General features: G+C 38.7%; 18 protein-coding genes. 8 read left to right on the forward strand and 10 right to left on the reverse strand.

What is annotated here, in order from left to right; all coding sequences use genetic code 11:
* The first annotated feature begins 2 nt into the window (after nt 1-2).
* Nucleotides 3-659 carry a response regulator transcription factor RcsB gene (rcsB, locus tag QSH13_RS06870; protein WP_006533269.1) on the forward strand — a complete coding sequence of 219 codons (657 nt, stop codon included), beginning with the start codon at nt 3-5 and terminating at the stop codon, nt 657-659.
* A 383-nt stretch (nt 660-1,042) separates the two neighbouring features.
* On the opposite strand, the gene rcsC is transcribed toward rcsB, so the two are convergent.
* Together rcsC and gyrA are read right to left on the reverse strand one after the other, a co-directional pair.
* A complete protein-coding gene (gene rcsC, locus QSH13_RS06875) occupies nt 1,043-3,883 on the reverse strand; it encodes a two-component system sensor histidine kinase RcsC (protein WP_185900995.1) in 2,841 nt (946 codons plus the stop codon).
* 192 nt (nt 3,884-4,075) lie between these two features.
* Entirely contained in the window at nt 4,076-6,703 is a 2,628-nt protein-coding gene (gyrA, locus tag QSH13_RS06880) for a DNA topoisomerase (ATP-hydrolyzing) subunit A (RefSeq protein ID WP_109395803.1), read from the reverse strand.
* Between the two features lie 172 nt (nt 6,704-6,875).
* Between gyrA and ubiG the strand changes: the two genes are divergently transcribed.
* The gene (gene ubiG, locus QSH13_RS06885; protein ID WP_109395802.1) at nt 6,876-7,613 is read left to right on the forward strand and encodes a bifunctional 2-polyprenyl-6-hydroxyphenol methylase/3-demethylubiquinol 3-O-methyltransferase UbiG; all 738 of its coding nucleotides are present in this window, start codon (nt 6,876-6,878) and stop codon (nt 7,611-7,613) included.
* A 141-nt stretch (nt 7,614-7,754) separates the two neighbouring features.
* On the opposite strand, the gene QSH13_RS06890 is transcribed toward ubiG, so the two are convergent.
* Nucleotides 7,755-7,964, reverse strand: a complete 210-nt coding sequence (locus tag QSH13_RS06890) for a hypothetical protein (RefSeq protein WP_109395801.1) — start codon at nt 7,962-7,964, stop codon at nt 7,755-7,757.
* Here QSH13_RS06890 and nrdA point away from each other — a divergent pair.
* From nrdA to tyrP, 5 genes are all read left to right on the forward strand, one after another.
* A complete protein-coding gene (gene nrdA, locus QSH13_RS06895) occupies nt 7,963-10,254 on the forward strand; it encodes a class 1a ribonucleoside-diphosphate reductase subunit alpha (RefSeq protein WP_196544186.1) in 2,292 nt (763 codons plus the stop codon). The genes QSH13_RS06890 and nrdA overlap by 2 nt on opposite strands.
* An 11-nt stretch (nt 10,255-10,265) precedes the next feature.
* Nucleotides 10,266-11,396 (forward strand): class Ia ribonucleoside-diphosphate reductase subunit beta, encoded by a 1,131-nt coding sequence (nrdB, locus tag QSH13_RS06900; RefSeq protein ID WP_109395799.1) that lies wholly within the window; start codon nt 10,266-10,268, stop codon nt 11,394-11,396.
* Between the two features lie 25 nt (nt 11,397-11,421).
* Entirely contained in the window at nt 11,422-11,700 is a 279-nt protein-coding gene (gene yfaE / locus QSH13_RS06905; protein WP_075670674.1) for a class I ribonucleotide reductase maintenance protein YfaE, read from the forward strand.
* Between the two features lie 90 nt (nt 11,701-11,790).
* A complete protein-coding gene (locus tag QSH13_RS06910) occupies nt 11,791-12,024 on the forward strand; it encodes a YgdI/YgdR family lipoprotein (RefSeq protein ID WP_109395798.1) in 234 nt (77 codons plus the stop codon).
* 181 nt (nt 12,025-12,205) lie between these two features.
* Complete coding sequence (gene tyrP, locus QSH13_RS06915) at nt 12,206-13,417, forward strand: tyrosine transporter TyrP (protein WP_109406711.1); 1,212 nt, start codon at nt 12,206-12,208, stop codon at nt 13,415-13,417.
* A gap of 90 nt (nt 13,418-13,507) precedes the next feature.
* Here tyrP and QSH13_RS06920 read toward each other — a convergent pair whose 3' ends face one another.
* Nucleotides 13,508-14,050, reverse strand: coding sequence for a YfaZ family outer membrane protein (locus tag QSH13_RS06920; protein WP_109395796.1), 543 nt, complete (start codon nt 14,048-14,050; stop codon nt 13,508-13,510).
* A 284-nt stretch (nt 14,051-14,334) separates the two neighbouring features.
* On the opposite strand from QSH13_RS06920, the gene QSH13_RS06925 reads away from it, so the two are divergent.
* The gene (locus QSH13_RS06925) at nt 14,335-15,789 is read left to right on the forward strand and encodes a catalase (RefSeq protein ID WP_109395795.1); all 1,455 of its coding nucleotides are present in this window, start codon (nt 14,335-14,337) and stop codon (nt 15,787-15,789) included.
* A 385-nt stretch (nt 15,790-16,174) separates the two neighbouring features.
* Here QSH13_RS06925 and menE read toward each other — a convergent pair whose 3' ends face one another.
* The 6 genes from menE to QSH13_RS06955 all read right to left on the reverse strand — a co-directional run bounded on the left by menE (nt 16,175) and on the right by QSH13_RS06955 (nt 23,542).
* Nucleotides 16,175-17,602, reverse strand: a complete 1,428-nt coding sequence (gene menE / locus QSH13_RS06930) for an o-succinylbenzoate--CoA ligase (protein WP_286038969.1) — start codon at nt 17,600-17,602, stop codon at nt 16,175-16,177.
* Nucleotides 17,590-18,561, reverse strand: a complete 972-nt coding sequence (gene menC, locus QSH13_RS06935) for an o-succinylbenzoate synthase (protein ID WP_286038970.1) — start codon at nt 18,559-18,561, stop codon at nt 17,590-17,592. Before menC ends, menE begins: the two co-directional genes overlap by 13 nt.
* Nucleotides 18,561-19,418, reverse strand: a complete 858-nt coding sequence (menB, locus tag QSH13_RS06940) for a 1,4-dihydroxy-2-naphthoyl-CoA synthase (protein WP_286038971.1) — start codon at nt 19,416-19,418, stop codon at nt 18,561-18,563. Before menB ends, menC begins: the two co-directional genes overlap by 1 nt.
* 12 nt (nt 19,419-19,430) lie before the next feature.
* Nucleotides 19,431-20,198, reverse strand: a complete 768-nt coding sequence (gene menH, locus QSH13_RS06945; protein WP_196544183.1) for a 2-succinyl-6-hydroxy-2,4-cyclohexadiene-1-carboxylate synthase — start codon at nt 20,196-20,198, stop codon at nt 19,431-19,433.
* Nucleotides 20,173-21,867, reverse strand: coding sequence for a 2-succinyl-5-enolpyruvyl-6-hydroxy-3-cyclohexene-1-carboxylic-acid synthase (menD, locus tag QSH13_RS06950; protein ID WP_286038972.1), 1,695 nt, complete (start codon nt 21,865-21,867; stop codon nt 20,173-20,175). Before menD ends, menH begins: the two co-directional genes overlap by 26 nt.
* Nucleotides 21,868-22,210: 343 nt before the next feature.
* On the reverse strand, nt 22,211-23,542 hold the full coding sequence (locus QSH13_RS06955) for an isochorismate synthase (protein WP_286038973.1): 1,332 nt from the start codon (nt 23,540-23,542) through the stop codon (nt 22,211-22,213).
* Nucleotides 23,543-23,752 lie beyond the last annotated feature (210 nt).

Below are 23,752 nucleotides of genomic sequence, written 5' to 3' on the forward strand. Positions count from 1 at the left end.
ACATGAATAACCTTAATATTATTATTGCCGATGATCACCCAATCGTTTTATTCGGTATTCGTAAATCTTTAGAACAAATTGAATGGGTCAATGTTGTAGGTGAATTTGAGGATTCAACTTCACTTATCAATAACTTACCTAAGTTAAATGTGGATGCTTTAATTACTGACTTATCTATGCCTGGCGATAAGTATGGTGATGGTATTACACTCATTAAGTACATTAAAAGACATTATCCTAATTTGTCGATTATTGTACTAACAATGAATAACAACCCTGCTATTTTGAGCGCAGTCCTTGATCTTGAAATTGAAGGTATTGTGCTTAAGCAAGGCGCTCCAACTGATCTGCCAAAAGCATTGGCTGCGCTACAAAAAGGCAAGAAATTTATGCCTGAAAGTGTTGCGAAGCTACTTGAAAAAGTCAATGCGAATGGTTATGGCGATAAACGTTTATCACCTAAAGAAAGTGAAGTCCTAAGATTATTTGCTGAAGGCTTCCTTGTGACCGAAATCGCCAAAAAACTCAATCGTAGTATTAAAACGATTAGTAGTCAGAAAAAATCAGCCATGATGAAATTAGGTGTCGATAACGATATCGCATTACTTAATTACTTGTCATCAGTGACTATTGATAAGGAAATTAACGGCCCAGATTAATTTCACCGTAGTTACCTTAGTCGAACCGATAAAATCAGGAAGCTCAACCCGTTGTAGGAGCTTCTCTGTTTTTTTTACTCCTTATTCCTCATTCTCTTTGCACTTATCGATCTTTTCTTGCAAATACTTTCCATTCAAAGAGTACCTTATAAGCTGTATAGCTTATATTTTCATACCTTTACTAGGTTTTGAGCTTACAGACTATTACAGAGATGCTCTCACTCTCCTTTTAATCAACTTATATTATTACTACTCTTTGTTTCATTTTATCTATCAAAATGCTTTGTGATTACGTTATTTTACCTTCTAGAAGCTTAAAAAAAGACAAAGACTAATAAATTAGTCTTTGTCTTTTTACTTGTTTTATCGTTCACTATCTAGAATTATTCTTTAGAGATATACTTCACCAATACTTCTCTTAAAATAGAGAGCGAAACAGGTTTAGATACACAATCATTCATTCCTGCAGCAATACAGCGTTGCTTCTCTTCGGCTATTGCATTCGCTGTCACACCTATCACAGGCATATTACTGCCCATTTCTCTTATATGTGTTGCCAACTGATAACCATTCATGTTTGGCATATTGACATCCGTCAGAACGATATCAACATGATTTTTAGCTAAATATGTTAATGCATCACAGCCATCTTCTGCTGTTGCTGTATTAAAGCCGATTTTTTTCAATTGATCGGTCAACAATAAGCGGTTTATTGGATGATCATCGACAATAAGGATAGTTAAAGTTTGTAAGCGACAATCCGTATCTTGATCTTGCTTCACGATCTCCACACAATTTGCTTCCACTTTACTTTGTGGCAATTGCATTATTATTTTTGTTAAATCGTTTAGCTTATAAGTACTACATACCCATACGTTTTCAGCTGTTTTCTTCAATGGTTCAAAGTAATGCGCATTAATCCTAATAAATTGGCAGTTATCTTTTCTTGGTACATCGTAATCAGTGATAATAAAATCGGTTGGAGATATCACCTCCTCTTCGGTAAGCAATTCACAACTCAAACCAAAGTAACGAAGATATCGACCAATAAAGCCTTCTAAATAAAGATTTTTAATATCAATAAAACAACGAACATTACTTTCTTTATAAATATTCTGTTTAGAATTAGGATCTATTCCATCTAAGGCACCATAAAGAGGTATACGGATCGTAAAGCGACTACCAATATTTTCTTGGGAAACAACGCTGATATCGCCATCCATCAAGTTGATCAACTTTTCACATATGGCTAAACCTAACCCTGTTCCCTCTGATGCACTTTCTGTATTCTGGGACACTTGGAAGAATGGTTCAAAAAGCTCATGCAATGCTTTGTCACTGATCCCTCGTCCTGTATCATGAATATCAAAATAGAGATAATAATCATCTTTATAAAGATGCAAGGTAATACATCCGGTCGTGGTAAATTTAATGCTGTTATTCAATAAATTAGAGATAACTTGTTGTACACGAACAGGATCACTATTTACAATTTTAGGTACATCAGGTTCGATAAAACAGTAAATAGCCAAGCCTTTTTTCGCAATCAAAGGTAAATAGTTAGAGATAACAAAAGAGAGCACTTGGCGACAATTAAATGGCTTAATATCAATTTTTAACTGTTTAGATTCAATTTTCGAAAAATCGAGGATATCACTAATAATTTTTAGTAATAATGATGAAGAGTTATCCATCGTTTTTAGCAATCGAGCGGTATCATCACTTTGTGTAAGAGACTGCAATAACTCTAAATTACCAATAATGCCATAAAGTGGCGTTCGTAATTCATGGCTGACTGTTGCCAAAAACATCGATTTAGCTTGGTTAGCTTGTTCCGCAGCTGTTGCCATATTTTGTAGTGAACGCTCCATTTTAACCCGTGAGCTGATATCCACTAAAACACAGATAGCCACATCTTCATTTTGATAACGTGAATTAACAAAGCTTATTTGCAAATGATTACGATTGTTGGTCACTACATCGACCATATTGCTACTTTTCTCAGCAATAATAGAGAGAATATTTTGTTTATCGCTATGGCTAAGTAAACGAAAATAGTTATGTGCCAGCTCGTTACTTAAAATGATCATGCCATCACGTATTCTGAGAATACTGATCCCAACCGGCGCTGATGCCACAATCTTATGGTTAAATTGCTCGTGTTCTTCTAGGCGAGAAGCATTATTTTCGGCTGGGGAGAATATTTTTCTCTCAAAAATCCACACAAAAATAAAAATCATAATGGCTGAAATAATATTTAAGATCAGCGCATTAAAAATCGTGAATTTAAATTCATTTAAAATTTGCTTGAGTGGTAATGAATACACCACACTAAAAGACGAAGGCAATAATTTACGCTTAGCAACTAAATCACTAAAGTCTTCATCAAAACCAAAATAAGGAGCGCTGACATCAGGAACTTGTTTAACCGAATGATAAGTATTTTCTGCAGGATAGCTTAAAACCGTAGTATTTCTATTATTAAGAAGATGAATTGAAATCACTCTATCTTTGGTAGGAGAAAAATACTCAAGACGAATAGCTCTTTCAATACCAATCAGACCAATAAATTTACCTGAAGCATAAACGGGTGACATAACATATAAAATGCCACTATCCCCTTTTGCATCTGGCACAATCCAATATTGGTTAACTTCTTTACCTTGTGCTCGTTGATTAATGTAGTTACGGGTATTTTCGTAAACCATCTTTTTCAACATTTCAGTATCAACTGGGGATGCACGCAAAGGGAAGTTAATCATACACATGCTATGGGAACCAACCATAAAGACTTGGTTTATCCCTTGTAAGGCCGGAGTATTATCTTTCCAATAATATAAGATACTATTAAATGAGCGGAAATAGTTGTCTGTTTGCCCTTTAAATAATTCACAATCTGCGGTTTCATTAAGCTTATGAAGTGAAAATGGCCCTTCATAAAATAATGAATTTTTCATACTCGGGTTTAAGTTAATTTGTTCTTGGTGGCGTTCTGCAAGGTATTGTAAATCACGGATAGTGCTGGAGGTTTGCCTAAAGAAGCCAAGAAGATTAGTGTAGTTATTACTATATTCTTGCCGAATATCAGATTTAGTATCATTGAAGATGTTGATAAGGTAAAACATCGTTAGCAATGCCCCCATCGCCCACAACATGATACCTAATATACGAAAAAGGTAGCGGGAAATTTTTAACGATGTTTTAAAGGACGAGAGATATCTCAAACAACCACCCTAATCAATATTCCTACCGCTCAAGAAACTTATTCTATTCTAGCAGAAGTTACTGTATGTCTGAATGATATGATCTTTATCATCAGGATAATTTTTTCTGATGATAAACGGATCTCACCACATAAAAAAAGCAGGCAATTATGCCTGCTTTCTTTTATTTATACATCACAATAATGATAAATACTATTCTTCGTCCGCATCATCTGCTAAATCTGAATCAGGTGCCTCTGATAACTCTTCGTTAATAACTTCATTAACTTCATCGTCATCTAGTGCATCATCTTCATCTTCGACACGTTGCAAACCAACAACTAACTCACCTTCTGTTGTACGAATTAAGGTAACACCTTGTGTATTACGTCCAACAATGCTGACTTCAGAAACACGTGTACGAACTAATGTACCCGCATTGGTGATCATCATGATTTGGTCAGTTTCTTCAACTTGAATTGCACCAACAACTTTACCGTTACGCTCACTCACTTTAATAGAGATAACGCCTTGTGTTGCACGATTTTTCGTTGGGTATTCACTTTGAGCAGTACGTTTACCATAACCATTCTCAGTTACGGTTAAGATATCACCTTCACCACGAGGAATGATCAGTGACACCACTTTATCGTCATCGCTCAGCTTCATACCACGAACACCTGTCGCAGTACGACCCATTGGGCGAACACAATCTTCTGCAAAGCGAACCACTTTACCTTCCGCAGAGAACAGCATAACTTCATTAGTGCTATCGGTTAAATCAACACCGATTAACTCATCGCCTTCATTTAAATTAACAGCAATGATACCTGCACTACGAGGGCGGCTGAAATCTTGCAAAGGTGTTTTCTTCACCGTTCCGCTTGCCGTCGCCATAAAGACAAATTTACCTTCTTCATACTCTCTTACTGGCAAAATAGCGGTAATACGTTCATTTTGTTCAAGAGGTAACAAATTGATAATTGGACGACCACGAGCACCGCGACTTGCTTCTGGTAACTGGTAAACTTTCATCCAGTAGAGACGACCACGGCTTGAGAAGCATAAAATCGTATCATGGGTGTTAGCTACCAGTAGGCGATCGATAAAGTCTTCTTCTTTAATTCTGGCTGCTGATTTACCTTTACCGCCACGACGTTGTGCTTCGTAATCGGTAAGCGGTTGATATTTAACGTAACCTTGATGAGAAAGTGTCACAACAACATTTTCTTCATTGATCAAGTCTTCAATATTAATATCAGCCGTATTTTCAGTGATCTCAGTACGACGAGGATCGTTATATTGATCTTTAATCGCATTTAGCTCTTCACGAATGACTTCCATCAAACGCTCTGGGCTTCTTAAGATATGTAACAACTCAGCAATTTGGAGTAATAAATCACGATATTCATCTAACAGTTTTTCATGTTCAAGACCTGTCAGTTTCTGCAAACGCAGATCCAAAATAGCTTGAGCCTGTTGCTCTGTTAGATAGTATTTACCGTCATGCACACCATACTGTGGCTCTAACCATTCAGGGCGAGCAACGTTGCTATCGCCAGCACGCTCTAGCATGGTAGAAACGCTACCTAAATCCCATGGTTGTGCAATTAATGCCGCTTTCGCTTCTGCTGGATTTGGTGCTTGACGGATCATTTCAATAACTGGGTCAATGTTCGCCAAAGCGACAGCAAGTGCTTCTAAGATATGAGCACGGTCACGCGCTTTACGTAATTCGTAAATAGTACGACGAGTAACAACTTCACGACGGTGACGAATAAAAGCAGAAATAATTTCTTTTAAATTTAATAATTTTGGCTGGCCTTGGTGAAGCGCAACCATATTAATACCGAAAGAAACCTGCATTTGTGTTTGTGAGAATAAGTGATTTAATACCACTTCCCCCACAGCATCACGTTTGATTTCAACGACAATACGCATACCGTCTTTATCAGACTCGTCACGTAATCCGCTAATACCTTCAATACGCTTATCTTTAACAAGCTCTGCAATTTTTTCAATTAAGCGAGCTTTATTCACCTGATAAGGAATTTCTGTCACGATAATCGTTTCGCGACCTGTTTTCTCATCAGTTTCGATATCAGCCTGAGCGCGGATATAAATTTTTCCGCGACCAGTACGGTAAGCATCTAAAATTCCTCTGCGGCCATTAATAATAGCGGCAGTCGGGAAATCAGGCCCCGTAATATGTTCCATCAACTCTTCAATCGTGATGTCTTCGTTATCAACGAAAGCAAGGCAACCGTCGATAACTTCGCCTAGGTTATGTGGAGGAATGTTTGTTGCCATCCCTACCGCAATCCCTGAAGAACCATTGACTAACAAGTTTGGAATACGGGTTGGCATTACTGCCGGAATATGTTCTGTTCCATCATAGTTAGGAACAAAATCAACCGTTTCTTTTTCCAAATCCGCCAGCAGTTCATGGGCGATTTTCGCCATACGAACTTCGGTATAACGCATTGCAGCCGCCGAGTCACCATCAACTGACCCGAAGTTACCCTGCCCGTCAACCAACATGTAACGCATAGAAAAAGGCTGTGCTAAACGAACAATCGTTTCATAAACAGCACTGTCACCGTGCGGGTGATATTTACCGATAACATCCCCAACAACACGGGCTGATTTTTTATAAGGTTTATTCCAATCGTTTCCTAGTACATTCATCGCGAAAAGTACTCGACGGTGTACTGGCTTCAGTCCGTCTCGAACATCGGGTAATGCGCGTCCTACAATAACAGACATCGCATAATCCAAATATGAGCTTTTCAGCTCTTCTTCGATATTAACTGGTGTGATTTCTCTGGCAATGTCGCTCATGGAGCCACTGTCCCTCATACTACGGATTCAAAGGTTTAGAACTATACCACAAATCGCCAATTTTTGGAAAAAGGAAACAACTAAATTAATACTCCTTTCGCTATTCTCTTCGATTTCACCGTCTAACGTTGGTAGAATCATGACAATATGAAAATAGGAGTAATACTTTCTGATGAATGATAAAACAACCTCTTTACATGCTAACGTGGATCAGCATGAAATCGACAAGTTTGAAAGCGTCGCATCACGGTGGTGGGATCTTGAAGGTGAATTTAAGCCATTACACCGCATCAACCCACTAAGACTCAACTATATTCAAGAACGCGCAGACGGCCTATTTGGAAAAAAAGTCTTAGATGTCGGTTGTGGTGGCGGTATTTTGTCTGAGAGTATGGCATGTGTTGGCGCTGAAGTGACTGGTCTTGATATGGGAACAGAACCGTTACAAGTCGCACGGTTGCACTCACTGGAATCCGGTATTCCCGTCACTTACATTCAAGATACCGTTGAAAACCACGCGAATGAAAATCCACAAACTTACGATGTCGTTACTTGTATGGAGATGTTAGAACACGTTCCTGACCCATCTTCGGTTGTCAGAGCCTGTGCAAAACTGGTAAAACCAGGTGGACATGTTTTCTTCTCAACCATCAATCGTAATAAAAAAGCGTGGCTAATGCTGGTCGTAGGTGCGGAATATATTCTGAATATGGTACCTAAAGGCACACATGATGCTAATAAGTTTATTCGCCCGTCAGAATTACTTAGCTGGGTCGATGAAACTGATTTACGTAGCAAAAATATGATTGGTTTACATTATAACCCGATCACTGACAAATTCAGATTAGCGCCCAATGTCGATGTGAATTATATGGTGCACACACAATCGACATATAACTCGAATTCGTGAAACTGAAAGTTTGATTTGGTCTAATAAAACATCAAACGATCACATTTTTTAAAATTGACTTTACATCGTTGCCACTTGAATTTGTGTTTCTTACTGCCTGTATTTATGCAGGGTACGGGCAGTTGTTAAAAAATTTATCCCCTATTTATCCACAGAAACAATCAGATTTGTACACTTGATCAATCTCTCAATTACCTTTATCTTGTTATCACCATTTGAACCAACCCCTATATATTGTGTTTCCTTAAATTTCACACCACAAGACTCCTTGACATAGTTTGTCATCGGGAGCGTTTTTTTGCGGTATAAAATTTCAGGTAACACTAATGCAAGATAAGGTGCATCGCTCATGAATCATAGCCTGCTTGTCACAAAACGTGATGGTCATAAAGAACGCATTGACTTAGACAAAATTCACCGTGTTATCGCCTGGGCCGCTGAAGGTCTAGAAAATGTCTCAGTATCTCAAGTTGAATTACGTTCTCAGATTCAGTTTTATGATGGTATCAAAACTGCTGATATCCATGAAACGCTGGTAAAAGCTGCTGCAGACTTAATCTCTGGTGAAACACCTGATTATCAGTATCTCGCTGCCCGTCTTGCCGTATTTAATTTACGTAAAAAAGCGTATGGCCAATTTGAGCCACCAAAACTGTATGATCACGTTAAAAAATTAGTCGATTTAGGCAAATACGATCGCCATCTTCTAGAAGATTACACACAAGAAGAGTTCGAACAGATGAATAATTTTATTGTTCATCAACGTGATATGAATTTCTCCTACGCGGCAGTTAAACAGTTAGAAGGTAAATACTTCGTTCAAAACCGTATTACAGGTGAAATTTACGAAAGCGCACAGTTCTTATATGTTTTAGTTGCAGCTTGCTTGTTCTCTCGTTATCCACAAGCAACACGTATGGACTATATCGAACGTTTCTATAATGCGATTTCAACCTTTAAAATCTCATTACCAACACCAATCATGGCTGGAGTAAGAACCCCAACTCGTCAATTTAGCTCTTGTGTTTTAATTGAGTGCGACGATAGCCTTGATTCTATCAATGCAACATCAAGTGCCATTGTGAAATATGTTTCTCAACGTGCGGGTATTGGTATTAATGCAGGTCGTATTCGTGCATTAGGTAGTGCTATTCGTAATGGTGAAGCATTCCACACAGGTTGTATTCCGTTCTATAAACACTTCCAAACTGCGGTAAAATCTTGTTCGCAAGGCGGTGTCCGTGGTGGTGCAGCAACCTTATTCTACCCATTATGGCATTTAGAAGTTGAAAGCCTGCTGGTACTGAAAAATAACCGTGGGGTTGAAGATAATCGTGTTCGCCATTTAGATTACGGTGTTCAGTTAAATAAATTAATGTACGAACGTTTAATCAAAGGTCAGGATATTACTTTATTCAGCCCTTCTGATGTCCCTGGTTTATATGATGCATTCTTTGCTGATCAAAATGAATTTGAACGTTTATATGTACAATATGAGAAAGATAAGAGCATCCGCCAAAAACAAGTTAAAGCGGTTGAGCTATTCTCATTAATGATGCAAGAACGCGCTTCAACTGGTCGTATTTATATTCAAAATGTTGACCATTGTAATACACATAGCCCATTTGATCCGGCTGTTGCACCCATTCGCCAATCAAACTTATGCTTAGAAATTGCACTGCCAACTAAACCATTAAATGATATTAAAGATCCTAATGGTGAAATTGCACTGTGTACATTATCTGCCTTTAACTTAGGTGCAATTGAAAATCTTGATGATTTAGAAGAACTGGCTCGTTTAGCCGTTCGTTCATTGGATGCACTGTTAGATTATCAAGATTATCCAATCTTAGCGGCCAAACAAGGTGCAATGGGGCGTCGCACCTTAGGTATTGGTGTTATTAACTTTGCTTATTATTTAGCAAAACACGGTGTTCGCTACTCTGATGGTAGCGCAAATAACTTAACTCATCGTGCATTTGAAGCAATTCAATACTATTTATTAAAAGCATCTAATGAATTAGCGAAAGAACAAGGCGCATGTCCATGGTTTAATGAAACGACTTACGCTGAAGGTATTTTACCTATTGATACCTATAAAAAATCATTGGATGTATTGACAAAAGAGCCACTGCATTACGATTGGGAAAGTTTACGCAAAGACATTAAAGAGCACGGTTTACGTAACTCAACTCTGTCTGCGCTGATGCCATCAGAAACCTCTTCACAGATTTCGAATGCAACAAATGGTATCGAACCACCACGTGGTTATATCAGTATTAAAGCCTCTAAAGACGGTATCTTACGTCAAGTGGTTCCTGAGTATGAGCGTTTGAAAGGCGCTTATGAATTACTGTGGCAAATGCCAAGTATTGAAGGTTACTTGCAGTTAGTGGGCATCATGCAAAAATTCGTTGACCAAGCAATTTCAGCAAACACTAACTACGATCCTACTCGTTTCCCTAGCGGTAAAGTTCCAATGAACCAACTGCTGAAAGATTTGCTGCTCGCTTACAAATATGGTGTGAAAACACTTTATTATCACAATACCCGCGACGGTGCAGACGATGTACAGGGTGATCTGGAAGAAGTCGTTGAGGCGGAAGATTCAGATTGTGAAGGCGGCGCGTGTAAAATTTAATTGAGGAAGCTATGTCTTATACTACTTTTTCACAAGTTAAAAATGATCAACTTCAGGAGCCCATGTTTTTTGGGCAACCTGTTAACGTAGCGCGTTATGATCAGCAAAAATACCCTATTTTTGAAAAGCTAATTGAAAAACAGCTCTCCTTCTTCTGGCGTCCAGAAGAAGTGGACGTTTCTCGTGATCGTATTGACTACAATGCGTTACCTGATCATGAAAAACATATTTTTATTAGCAATTTAAAATATCAAACACTGTTGGATTCAATTCAAGGAAGAAGCCCTAACGTGGCATTCTTACCTTTAATCTCAATCCCAGAGTTAGAAACATGGGTTGAAACATGGTCATTCTCTGAAACCATTCACTCACGCTCTTATACTCATATTATTCGTAATATTGTTAACGATCCGTCAGTTGTGTTTGATGATATCGTTGAAAATGAAGAAATTTTAAAACGTGCGCGTGATATTTCTTCTTATTATGATGAATTAATCAATCTGACAAACCTTTATCACATGTATGGTGAAGGCGACCATCAGGTTAAAGGCAAAACCGTTCATGTCACATTACGCAAATTAAAGAAACAGCTTTATTTGTGTTTAATGAGCGTTAACGCACTAGAAGCGATTCGTTTCTACGTTAGCTTTGCCTGTTCATTTGCCTTTGCTGAGCGTGAACTGATGGAAGGTAATGCGAAAATCATTAGACTTATTGCTCGTGACGAAGCACTACACTTAACAGGCACACAGCACATGCTGAATTTACTGCGTTCAGGTCAAGATGATCCTGAAATGGCAGAAATTGCAGAAGAATGTGAGCAAGAGTGTTATGACCTGTTCGTTGAAGCTGCCGAGCAAGAAAAAGAGTGGGCTGAATACCTATTCTCTGAAGGCTCAATGATTGGTTTAAATAAAGATATCCTTTGTCAATATGTTGAATATATTACTAATATTCGCATGCAAGCAGTGGGTCTTAAATTACCATTTAAAGCACGCTCTAACCCTATTCCATGGATCAATGCATGGTTAGTGTCTGACAACGTTCAAGTTGCGCCTCAAGAAGTTGAAGTCAGTTCTTACCTCGTGGGTCAAATCGATTCACAAGTTGATACTGATGACTTAAGTAACTTTGAATTGTAATACTGAGAAATAACATCGATACGTTATGGCATCTCATAAAGTGACCCTGCATCAGCAGGGTCTTTCAAAACCTTTAGAATTTCATACTGACACCCATCCTTCTTTGCTTGATGCATTAGAACATGGGAAAGTCCAAGTCGAATACCAATGTCGTGAAGGCTATTGTGGCTCTTGTCGTCTACGTTTAGTAAAAGGCAAAGTTTGTTATCGCAACGAGCCTTTAGCATTTATCCAGCCTGATGAAATCTTACCTTGTAGTTGTCATCCCATCAGTGATATTGAAATAGAAATTTACTCTGAATAATTTGAATTATCTTAATTTAAGCTTTTTTCTAACACTCTTGTTCAACTTTTACTAAGGTTAAGTTAACACAATAAAAAAAGGAAAAGCATTATGAAATTAAAGTCTCTTTTCTCAGTCATTGCTATTTCTACATCAATTTTGCTCGTTGCAGGCTGTTCCAGCCCACAAAAAATTGAAACAGTAAATGGGGAAACAATTTTAACGACAGATAAACCCCAAGAAGATGAAGCAACTGGATTAATTACCTACAAAGATGCAGAAACAGGACAGCTCAAACAAATTAATCGTGATCAAATAAGACGAATGGTAGAACTTGACGATTAACGCCCTGATAAATCTTTCTCTTAAAGCGCCAATTCATATTTATGATTGGCGTTTTTTTATTCACAATACCTTGTCTGTAAACAAATCATTACGATCTACGTAATTAAAATTTGACAGAAATTTACCATTCTTATACTCTGCATTTCTAAGTAAATAAATAGTCTAGTGAATAGAGGAACTTGTGAAGAATCGCACTATAGGCAGTGTTTTTATTGTTGCAGGAACAACAATTGGGGCAGGTATGCTGGCAATGCCACTGGCTGCTGTGGGTATTGGCTTTAGCACAATGATGCTATTGCTTGTTGGTTTATGGTTATTGATGAGTTATACCGCATTACTTCTGGTGGAAGTTTATCAATACAACGACCCTCATACTGGCCTTGGTTCTATCGCAAAACGCTATCTCGGTATAGGCGGTCAAGTCATCACAGGGCTTGCACTATTGTTATTAATGTATGCGCTAACCACCGCTTATATTAGTGGTGCGGGTGAACTCCTTTCAGCCACTCTTTCATCTTGGATTGGTCATGAGCTCTCTGTCACACAAGGTATTATTATCTTTACAGTGATTGGCGGAGCTGTAGTCGGGATTGGCACAACATCGGTTGATATGATTAACCGTCTATTGTTTACCGCAAAAGTTTTCTTCCTCATATTTATGCTAATTGTGATGTTACCTCACGTTGAATCAGTAAACTTAACCTCAATGCCTGTCGCGTATGGGCTTATTCTTTCTGCTATTCCTGTTATTTTCACCTCTTTTGGTTTCCACGGTAGTGTGCCAAGTATCGTCAGCTATATGAATGGCGATATTAAAAAGCTACGTATTATCTTTATTACTGGTAGTGCTATTCCGCTCATTGCTTATATTTTATGGCAAATGGCCACATTAGGCGCAATCCCAACAAATACTTTTATGGGAATTATGGCACAACAATCTGGATTAAATGGTTTACTAACAGCGATTCGTGATGTTGTTGCTACACCTCGCGTAAATATTGCTGTTAACCTATTTGCTGCATTGGCTTTGGCTACATCATTCCTGGGTGTTGCATTAGGTCTATTTGATTATCTTGCGGATTTATTTAAGCGCAGTAATCGTGCGACTGGACGTATGCAATCCAGCCTATTAACCTTTATTCCCCCTTTATTATGTGCACTATATTTTCCTAACTTTGTACAAGCTTTAGCTTATGCCGCTATTGCACTGTCAATTTTAGCGTTACTTCTACCCGCTTTATTAGTATGGAAAGTCAGACAAGAACAAAATAGTGCAGATAAATACAAAGTTAAAGGTGGGAATGGTGCATTAGGTATTGTATTTGTTTGTGGGCTGGTGGTTATTGGTATTCAAGTCGCCATCACTTTTGATGTATTACCTCAAGTTGGCTAATATCCTTTCTAATACAGCTGTATTATAGACAATAAAAAGCAGGTGCTGATTTAGACACCTGCTTTTTTTGATTCAGATATAGCGTCTAGATTAGAAACTTAAACCTGCCCCCACATAGAAACCATCAGCTAATTTATTATTGCTTCTATTATGTGAGTTTTCGATTTCAATCACACGATAACCAGCATTAACATGCAATGGTTTAAAGACGGTTAATTGTGCACCCACATCAGCTTCATAATAAGATTTGCTACCAGAGGTTAATCCTTCAGGAGATGCATAAGCCTCACCATATAAGCTTAAAGCCGGCAGAACATTCCAATTAAGTCCCACACCACCCGCTAAAGCGGCACCATCATCACCATTTTTTGGCGCTAAATAGAGTGCTTTACCACCAACACTTGCTGAAAAAGGCCCTAAAGGTAGCGCAAATTTTGCACCTAAGCTTCCTACTTGACCATCATGATCACTACGTGCCCAGTTTCCATTAAAAGAAAGGCCTGCATTAGGATCACCTAAACCGGCGCGAACATCCGTATAATGTTTCCCTGCTTGAATATTCATTGATACTGCATTGGCATTTCCAGCCACAAACAACGCACTTATCGCACCGACCAATAAATATTTTTTCATTGTAATTACCCCAGCAAATAATTGTCCTAATATATAACTATACAATAAATTTATTAAACAACTTGAGTCAAAATTGAAAGATAATCTGTAGAATTATCAATCTATGTAAATAAGTTACGTCTATCAATGTTATTGGTCTAATTGGTTTTATTAATGAGTTCAATATTGTTAAAGTGGAAATACAGTCAATATTAACCATAATAAGTATAAGGCTGTTCGCTTCGTTTTATTCACACGTGCTGTTTTTTTAGAACGTTTACTATTTCATAAACTGGAGATATGTGATGGAAAAGAAAAAGCTAACAACGGCGTCAGGCGCACCTGTCGTAGACAATAATAACTCGATGACAGCAGGCCCTCGTGGTCCGATGTTACTTCAAGATGTCTGGTTTTTAGAAAAACTAGCTCACTTTGATCGTGAAGTTATCCCAGAAAGACGTATGCACGCAAAAGGCTCTGGTGCTTTTGGTACATTTAAAGTCACTCACGATATTACAAAATATACTCGTGCTAAAATTTTCTCTAAAGTGGGTAAAAAAACAGAAATGTTTGCCCGCTTCTCAACAGTGGCTGGTGAAAGAGGTGCCGCAGACGCCGAACGTGATATTCGTGGTTTTGCGTTAAAATTTTATACTGAAGAAGGTAACTGGGATATGGTGGGTAACAACACCCCTGTTTTCTACCTTCGTGATGCTCTAAAATTTCCAGATTTAAACCACATTGTAAAACGTGATCCTAAAACTAACCTACGCAATATGGCATACAAATGGGATTTCTTTTCTCATTTACCAGAATCATTACACCAATTAACCATTGATATGAGCGATCGTGGTTTACCACAAAGCTATCGTTTTATTCATGGTTTTGGTAGCCATACTTATAGCTTTATTAATAAAGATAATGAGCGTTTTTGGGTTAAATTTCACTTCCGTTGCCAGCAGGGCATTAAAAACCTGATGGATGATGAAGCAGAAGCGTTGGTCGGTAAAGATAGAGAAAGCTCACAACGTGATTTATTTGATGCGATTGAACGTGGTGATTTCCCTCGCTGGAATTTACAAATCCAAGTAATGCCAGAAAAAGAAGCGTCAAAAGTCCCTTATAATCCTTTTGATTTAACTAAAGTTTGGCCTCATGCTGATTACCCATTAATCGATGTAGGCTATTTCGAATTAAATCGTAACCCTGAAAACTATTTCTCTGATGTAGAGCAAGCGGCATTTAGCCCCGCTAACATTGTTCCTGGTATTGGTTTCTCACCAGATAAGATGTTACAAGGTCGCCTATTCTCTTATGGTGATGCACACCGTTATCGTTTAGGTGTTAATCATCACCAAATCCCAGTGAATGCGCCGAAATGCCCATTCCATAATTATCATCGTGATGGTGCAATGCGCGTTGATGGTAATAGTGGTAGTGGTATTACTTACGAGCCAAATAATGGCGGCATGTTCCAAGAACAACCTAACTTTAAAGAACCACCATTATCTATTGAAGGTGCAGCAGATCACTGGAATCATCGTGAAGATGAAGATTATTTCAGTCAGCCTCGTGCACTTTATGAATTACTGAGTGATGAAGAGCATCAACGTATGTTTGCTCGTATCGCAGGTGAATTAGTACAGGCAAGTAAAGATACACAAAAACGTCAAATTGCCCTATTTAAGAAAGTCCATCCTGAATATGGCGCAGGCGTTGAAAAAGCAATAAAAGCGTTAGCAAAAAAAGACACTAAGTAACAAATAATAAAAAGCCTTGTGAGCAACTCGGCAAAACAAACCTCCTAGTTATTAATAAATTGGTAATTAGGAGGTTTTCTTTATCATTAAATTAATTTTTTTATTATTAACAAAGAAGCTCTTCGTAACTAAATTGGCCTGAAATATTAATCACCAAGCTAGGCGTATTTGAATTTTTTGTAGTTACCATCTTAATAATTGTTTTATTATTTTCATAACCCAACGTTAACTCATTCTTACTCCTCGCAAACGACTGAACTAATTTTGGATTAATAATATTTAAAAAAACACAAATATAAATAATTCAACTACTTTATCTAATAAATGGTATTGTTGATTAGACTAACAATATTATCTATAAAATGTTACTGATAAGAATAATATCTTACCCTAATTGTGTTTTCACCCACTCTTGCACTTGCTTGCGAGAGATTTTAATTCCGCCATTTTTAAGACTTTCTGGGAGTTGTAAACAAGCAACAGGACGTTGAAATCCGGCTAATTGAGAGTGATACCATTGTGGTAACTGATTAATTGTTTCAAGATCGGTATCTACAACCGCAACAGGCCGTTGTCCAAACTCCATATCATCGATAGGAACAACAAAAGATTGGCTTACATTAGGGTGTGTATTGAGTATTTTCTCAATATCTTCTGGCTGAATACCTTCACCTGCACTAAAAAAAAGATTATCTAATCGCCCTAAAACACACCATTCATCAGCAATAAAACCGCCTTTGTCTCGCGTTGAATACCATCCATCAGCTGTAAGTGATAACGGTTTTAATTTACCATCAAACCAATAACCTAAAGCAACGCTATCAGACATTATCTGAAGTTCATCATTGACTAACCTAACATTTTTGCCTTTTAGCGGAAGCCCTACCCCTGCTTTACCATCAGCACGCTTTGCACAAACCGTCGATGCCATTTCCGTCATGCCATAACCACACCAGCATTGAATACCCCAATGTTCTGCTTCTTGCGTTAGCTCAATAGGGATCATCGCTCCCCCTAATAAAACAGATTTTAAGGTAATAGATTGTTGATTATCTTGCTGCGCTCTATTTTGTAAGAAGCGCCATAGTTGTGTGGGCACTAAAGAGGCATGAGTACAACCTTGCAATGCATCCACAAATGGGTGCATTTCACGTACCACCAGCGTTGCTCCGCGTAATAACCAGCGCCAAAGTATACCTTGCCCTGATACATGAAAAAGAGGCAAAGAAAGTAACCAGCTATCACCTTTTTCCAAAGGCATTAACGACAAAACACCCATTGCACTACAAAGATGAGCATCAAAGGTGTGTACCGCCGCTTTGGGTAAACCTGATGATCCCGATGTCAAAATAAGTGTTGCCATACGAGATGGTTCCCATAAGACATCATTTACTCTTTGAGTTTTATATTGATGTGGCGTGTTATCTAGCTCAATACCGCTAAGATCAAGCAATGTCACTTTCAAATCTAGCGGTGAGCCACTCAAATCAGCATAAAAATCAATACATAAGTGAGGTAATAATTCATCAAGTAAAGATTTTGGAAGCTGTGGATTTAAAGGTAAAACCTTAGCGCCACATTGAAAAGCTGCGAGTAATACAAAAACAAGATTGAGGTGATTTTTTCCACGTAGCAACACGGTGCTTTGTGTATCAACCCCTTGTTTCATAAAATTATCAGCTAAGTGATTAATATGACAACTTAGCTGTTGCCATGTAATTGATGAAACACCTGAAATGATGGCCGTTTCATTTGGGTATAATTGTGCCCAGTGATGCCACGGCCATTGTTTAAATGGAACTACTGTTGCCATACTGTCTCTAGCTGTTCAAGAGAGATAAGTGGAATATCCACATTTGGCCAAGGACGAATAAGTTGTTGTTTAATTAAATCAACAGTATCGAGTCCTGGAATGCTATTAGGTGTTAACCATTGTGCAATTCTTGCTAATTGAGTGAGCCCAAAACTACTTTCAATGCTTGAACTAATAATGGCATCTAGTCCTAACGCATGCGCTTGTTCAACAAGCATTTGACAGCGTTCAAGACTCCCCACTAGCGTAGGTTTGATAACAATCGTTGTCACACCAGATTGTGGTTTTACTTCAAAACCGTCATCACGCACAGTTTCATCCCAAGCAATATTAATTCCTGTTGCTTGAGAAAAAGCCAGTGACTCTTCTGGGGTTTTACAAGGCTCTTCTAAGAATGCAATGCGATCTCGCCACGCAGGATTTACATACTTCGCAAAGCCTTCTGCTTTTGCCGGCGTCCAACTTCGATTGGCATCGAGTCTGAGTTTTAAGTCAGGAATAGCTTCTAATAACAGATTAACGACGATCCCATCACGCACAGCTTCATATAAGCCCACTTTGATTTTAGCGACCTTTTCACCTTCCATATCATTAAGGCTTAAAATCAAATCATCAGGATCGCCATTACACAAAGGTGCAGCACGATAATTCGCGTCTTGGGGCAACGTCTCATCAAGCTCTGCTAATGCACAGCTAATACCAAAAGCCACACTTGGTAGTTCACTATGAACTGGGTTTTCACCCGCACACCAAGCTGTTAACCAAGATTGTGCAGCTTCTTGTGCTTGTTCTAAAGTTTCACGGCTAAACTCAGGAAGAGGTGAAATTTCACCCCATCCTTGCTTGCCATTTTGCTCTAAACAGACAAGAAGACCATCACGCGTTTTTAACCTTTGATAGCGCAGAACAACGCCTGCATCTACAGGTAGGCTGAATGAATAGAGTTTGGCGTTTCGCATTATGGATTACGTTTAAATTGAGTGAAATCAGGTTGACGTTTTTCATTAAAGGCATTGCGGCCTTCTTGACCTTCATCAGTCATATAGAACAGCATAGTTGCATTACCCGCTAATTCTTGAAGACCCGCTTGACCATCGCAGTCTGCGTTTAATGCGGCTTTCAAACAACGTAATGCCATTGGACTGTTTTCCAACATTTCACGACACCAGCGCACGGTTTCTTTTTCAAGATCTGCATAAGGGACAACGGTATTAACTAAACCCATTTCTAATGCTTCTTTTGCATCATATTGACGACATAAGAACCAAATTTCGCGTGCTTTCTTTTGACCAACAATACGCGCCATATAAGATGCGCCCCAACCACCATCGAAAGAACCTACTTTAGGGCCAGTTTGACCAAAAATAGCGTTTTCAGCAGCGATAGTTAAGTCACACATCATATGAAGTACATGACCGCCACCGATAGAATAACCCGCTACCATTGCTACAACAGGTTTCGGACAAGTACGGATTTGACGTTGGAAATCCAACACGTTTAGATGATGTGTACCGCTCTCATCACGATATCCGCCGTAGTCACCACGAATTTTTTGGTCACCACCAGCGCAGAATGCTTTCTCACCCGCACCTGTTAAAATGATCGTACCAATAGTGTCATCATAGCGTGCATCAGCTAATGCTTGGATCATCTCTTTCACTGTCAAAGGACGGAAAGCATTACGCACTTGCGGGCGGTTAATCGTAATTTTTGCAATGCCATCGACTGATTTATGATAGAGGATATCTTCAAAACCTTCAGAGCAATCCTGCCATTCAATCGGTGCATATAATTTTTCTTCGCTCGGGTAAAGCATAATTAGGTTCCTTTAACCAAAGAGGGATAAAACATGATTTATCACCGCAGCATAAGCAACAGGCTGTGCCTGATGGGCATTATGACCAGCATGCGGGATAGTCGTTAATGGCAGCGAATACTGCTGCGCAATAGATTGAAATTTATTATCTTTTTCACCACAAAGCCAAATAAACGGCAATGTAAGTTGCTGTAATTCAGTCACCAACCACGGTTGATAACCCAAAGAAAGCGTCTCAAGGCTTTCTGCAATGCACAACCCGCTATTATCGCGACGCTTCTCAATCAGTAATTGACGTTTTTCATCACTTAAATCAGCAAAGACGGGTTGTTGGTACCATAGTGCTAAAACATCACTAATAGGTTCATTACGAAAACGTTCAGCCCAGCGTTTATCATGCACAATGCGATTTTGTCTTTCTGTTGCATCAGATAACCCCGGATTTCCACCTTCTACAATCAACCCCATTAATCCCGTAGTATTACCAAAACACGCATGGTACATCGAAATTCTGCCGCCTAACGAATAGCCAATTAACCAATAGTGGTCAATACCTTGCTCTTTAAGTGTCTCCGTCAGTAATGTACTCACTTCAACAAAATTTTTCACGCTGATAGCAGCAGAACCACCATGACGAGGCAAATCAATCACCAGTGATGGATACTCATGACAAGCCTGAATGACAGGCTCCCATTCACGCCCCTCACCTAATAGCCCATGCAACCAAACTAACCAAGGCCCTTCATTATGGGTATTATATCGCTGACATGCTAAAGTCATGAGATGTTACCTGTTTTACCAGCTGATTTAATGTTTTTGCACCATCAGTATCATCAACAATTAACTCAATTAATGTCGTTGTTGGCGCCCCTGCCCAGCATTTCTGAACAGTCGTTAACAGTGCATCCCAACTTGTTGGTGAGACATAATGCAAACCAAACATTGCTGCCGCGTGTTTAAAATTTAGTGAATGAGGCATACAGTAAAAGCGTTCTCGCTCTGCCTCTGGCGTGGGTAGCATTGAAAATATTTGCCCGCCATTATTATTCACTACAATAATAACATTAGGTGCATAAACTTGTTGATGTAACGCTAAACTATTTAAATCATACAGCGCAGATAAATCACCTATTATTGTTAACGTTGGCTTTTCTGTCGCACGATGAACACCTGCAGATGTTGAAATTAAGCCATCAATACCACTTGCGCCTCGATTGCTCATCACAGGATACCCTTGTGGTAACTGAGCAAATGCATCGATTAATCGTACTATTAGGCTATTGCCAACAAATAATTGCCCATCATTAGGCAGTAATTTATCTAATTGGTGAGCAACCTGTGCTTCACCAAAATAATCGGTTACTTCACTGACTTTCTGATAAGTTTGTTTGGCTATATGAGTTAATACATTAGTCCAAGGTGAATTATCGACCGCTGGATGTGCCGTTAACCATTGCATTGGTGGTAATGTAAATTTCTCACCTTGATGATGACCAGGATCTAAACGTCCCGGAATAGGATCAATAATCCAATACGTTTTTGGTGCACATCCTACTTGCCATTGTAATAAGCGTTTACCGGTTAAGCTTGAACCAAATTGAATAACTATCTCAGCTTGATTTAATTCTGATGTTATTTGAGGGTTATTCAACCATAAATCGGCACAAGGTAGTGGTTGCCCTGTTTGAGATAACACATCCCCCAATAAAGGCCAACCTAGTTGCGAAGCCCATTTTGCAACTTCCCTCCCTTCTTCTGACGTAATGCGCCCTGCAACAACCACCCCTTTTTTCTGACGTAATATATTCCACAGTGGATGCATTGCAGCAGATGTAACAAGTGTTTCTTGTAACCACGGTTTATCACTTTGCCACCAATCTCCTAAAGCATCCGCCCATGGTGTCGATGTTTCAATATCATTACCATATAAAGGTTCTGCAAAAGGACAATTGATATGTAATGCACCATGAACCAACGTATTCATGGCATTATCAAGAGTAGAAACTAACCAACTCGCGGAAATATCAGCTGTTGGTCTTGGTAAAGAGAGGGTTTGTGAAGGGTGCGTTGCAAAAATACCTTGCTGTCGGATAGCTTGGTTTGCACCACAATCAATCAATTCAGGTGGCCTATCTGCGGTTAAAAAGATAACTCGTTCACCCGTTAATCCCGCTTCAATCAAGGCTGGGTATAAATTCGCAACGGCTGTTCCCGAAGTGACAATCACCGCAACGGGTTCTTTGGTTGCTTTTGCTAAGCCTAAAGCTAAATGCCCAAGTCCACGCTCATCAAAATGCGTATGGCAAACTAATTTTTGATTAGCTGCCGCCGCAAGTGTTAAAGGGGTCGAACGAGATCCGGGAGCAATACAGATATGGCGCAAGCCATGACGAGTCAAAGTTTCGAGTATAACTTTAGCCCATTGGCGATTAAACGAACTATTAGACATTGATTATCCCAACAACGAAAACCTGCAATTGCTATTATAATATCTGTTACTAAATACTTTTCCTTAGCCTAGTTCAATGAACAGAAGTTTTCGTTAAATAAATCGTTAAAAAAACACTCAAAAAGTGCATTATTTAGGCTAATCATCCACTCTATTTTCAATGAGCTCTTTTTTATCGTTAAGAATAGGAATAAATAGCGTTAGTACTCTAAAGAATAGCATCAATTAATTAACAATTAGCAATGGTTATTTAAAGAGTAGCACTAAATTATTGACATAAAAAACTACTCATCAAATTTGATGACTACACTAATGTTATTTAAACTGAGATTATCTGTAAGAATTAACTCTCTTTTTCCAACAATGTTCGTAGACCTGCTGCTTTATTTTCGATTTCAGTCCACTCTTGCAGGGGATCAGATCCTGCGACAACACCAGCACCAGCATATAAAGTTAAGGTATCATCGTGCAACTCACCGCAACGTAAACTAACAGCAAATTCCGCATGGGGAAGAGATAAATATCCCGCAGATCCCGCATACCAACGGCGCTCGAAAGGTTCATGTTTACGAATAAAAGCACGAGCAACACTTCTTGGTAATCCACATACAGCGGCCGTTGGCTGTAATCGTTTTAAGCAATCAATATCATCAGCGTGAATTAATTTACCATGTATATAACGACGAAGATGTTGCACTTTACGCAACCGGATAACATCTGCGGGTGAAACATCAATACCTTCGACACCGCCTTGTAATCGTTGACAAATATCATCTACTACAACAAGGTTTTCATGCTGATTCTTTTTATCATTCATCAGCCAGTCTGCAAATTTAGTGGCTTGTTGTTCGTTATCAGAACTCGCCACAGTACCAGCCAACGCTTCTGTATAAAGCATCAACTCATCACGTTTATATAATCTTTCAGGTGTTGATCCCATAAATGCATCTGAAGGTGAAAATGCCAGCATATAGTGATAACAATGATGATTAACATCACAACTCGCCTTCATAAATTGGATCGCTTTAAGCGGATTATCCAATGTTAAGCACGTTGCTCTTGCAGGGACAACTTTTTCAAATAAACCTTGGCTAATTTCATCTAAGGCGATATTGAGATAGTGAGTCCACTGTGCTTGTGTTAAAGAGTGATTGACATGAGTAACAGAAACAGAAAGCGGTTCAATTTCTACGGCTTGGTTTAATGTTTGCAGAAAATCTAATGTATTTTGTTTATCCCCCTCATCCAACATATTTAGATGAACAGAAAGCTGTTGTTGATGGCGTCTAATCTCAATGTGGGGCAAAAAAAGGTAGGCATTATCGCCTTTTATTTTGTCAATACGACCAGGAATAATGGTATCCCATGCATTTAAGCCCCAAATACGCACATCATCACTATTTACATCACTCTGGTGTAAATCTAAAAATTGGCAAGCATCTTCAATATGATTAAAACAACGCAACTGCCCACAAGCAGCAACTTCTTCATGCTCATCACGATGTTGCCAATAAAATTGAGGATAATACGACTGTGCCGCGAGCCAAGAGAGCAATGAAAATGAAACCTCTGATGGCAAGGTGACTTTCAAATGTAAAAGATTACCTTGTGCTATCAGATTTATATTTTTCACTTTTTCGTACAGTGCCAAAAACACAGGATTAATCTTTTCCACTACCAATACCCACAACAAAATTAAAAAGGTGATTATACGTCTCTATACAAATTATCAAAGGACTGATTAATTATAACCTTTGTCATTTATCAAAGTTTTGTATTTTTTATGTTACAAAGTAGATGCATTAACTCGCACTTCTAAAACAATCAACAAATCTTCATTAGATAAAGTGGTAAAGATAAAAATTTTTTATACATAAGTGAGGTT

It is taken from the genome of Proteus faecis, from assembly GCF_030286765.1.
Taxonomy (GTDB): Bacteria; Pseudomonadota; Gammaproteobacteria; order Enterobacterales; family Enterobacteriaceae; genus Proteus; species Proteus faecis.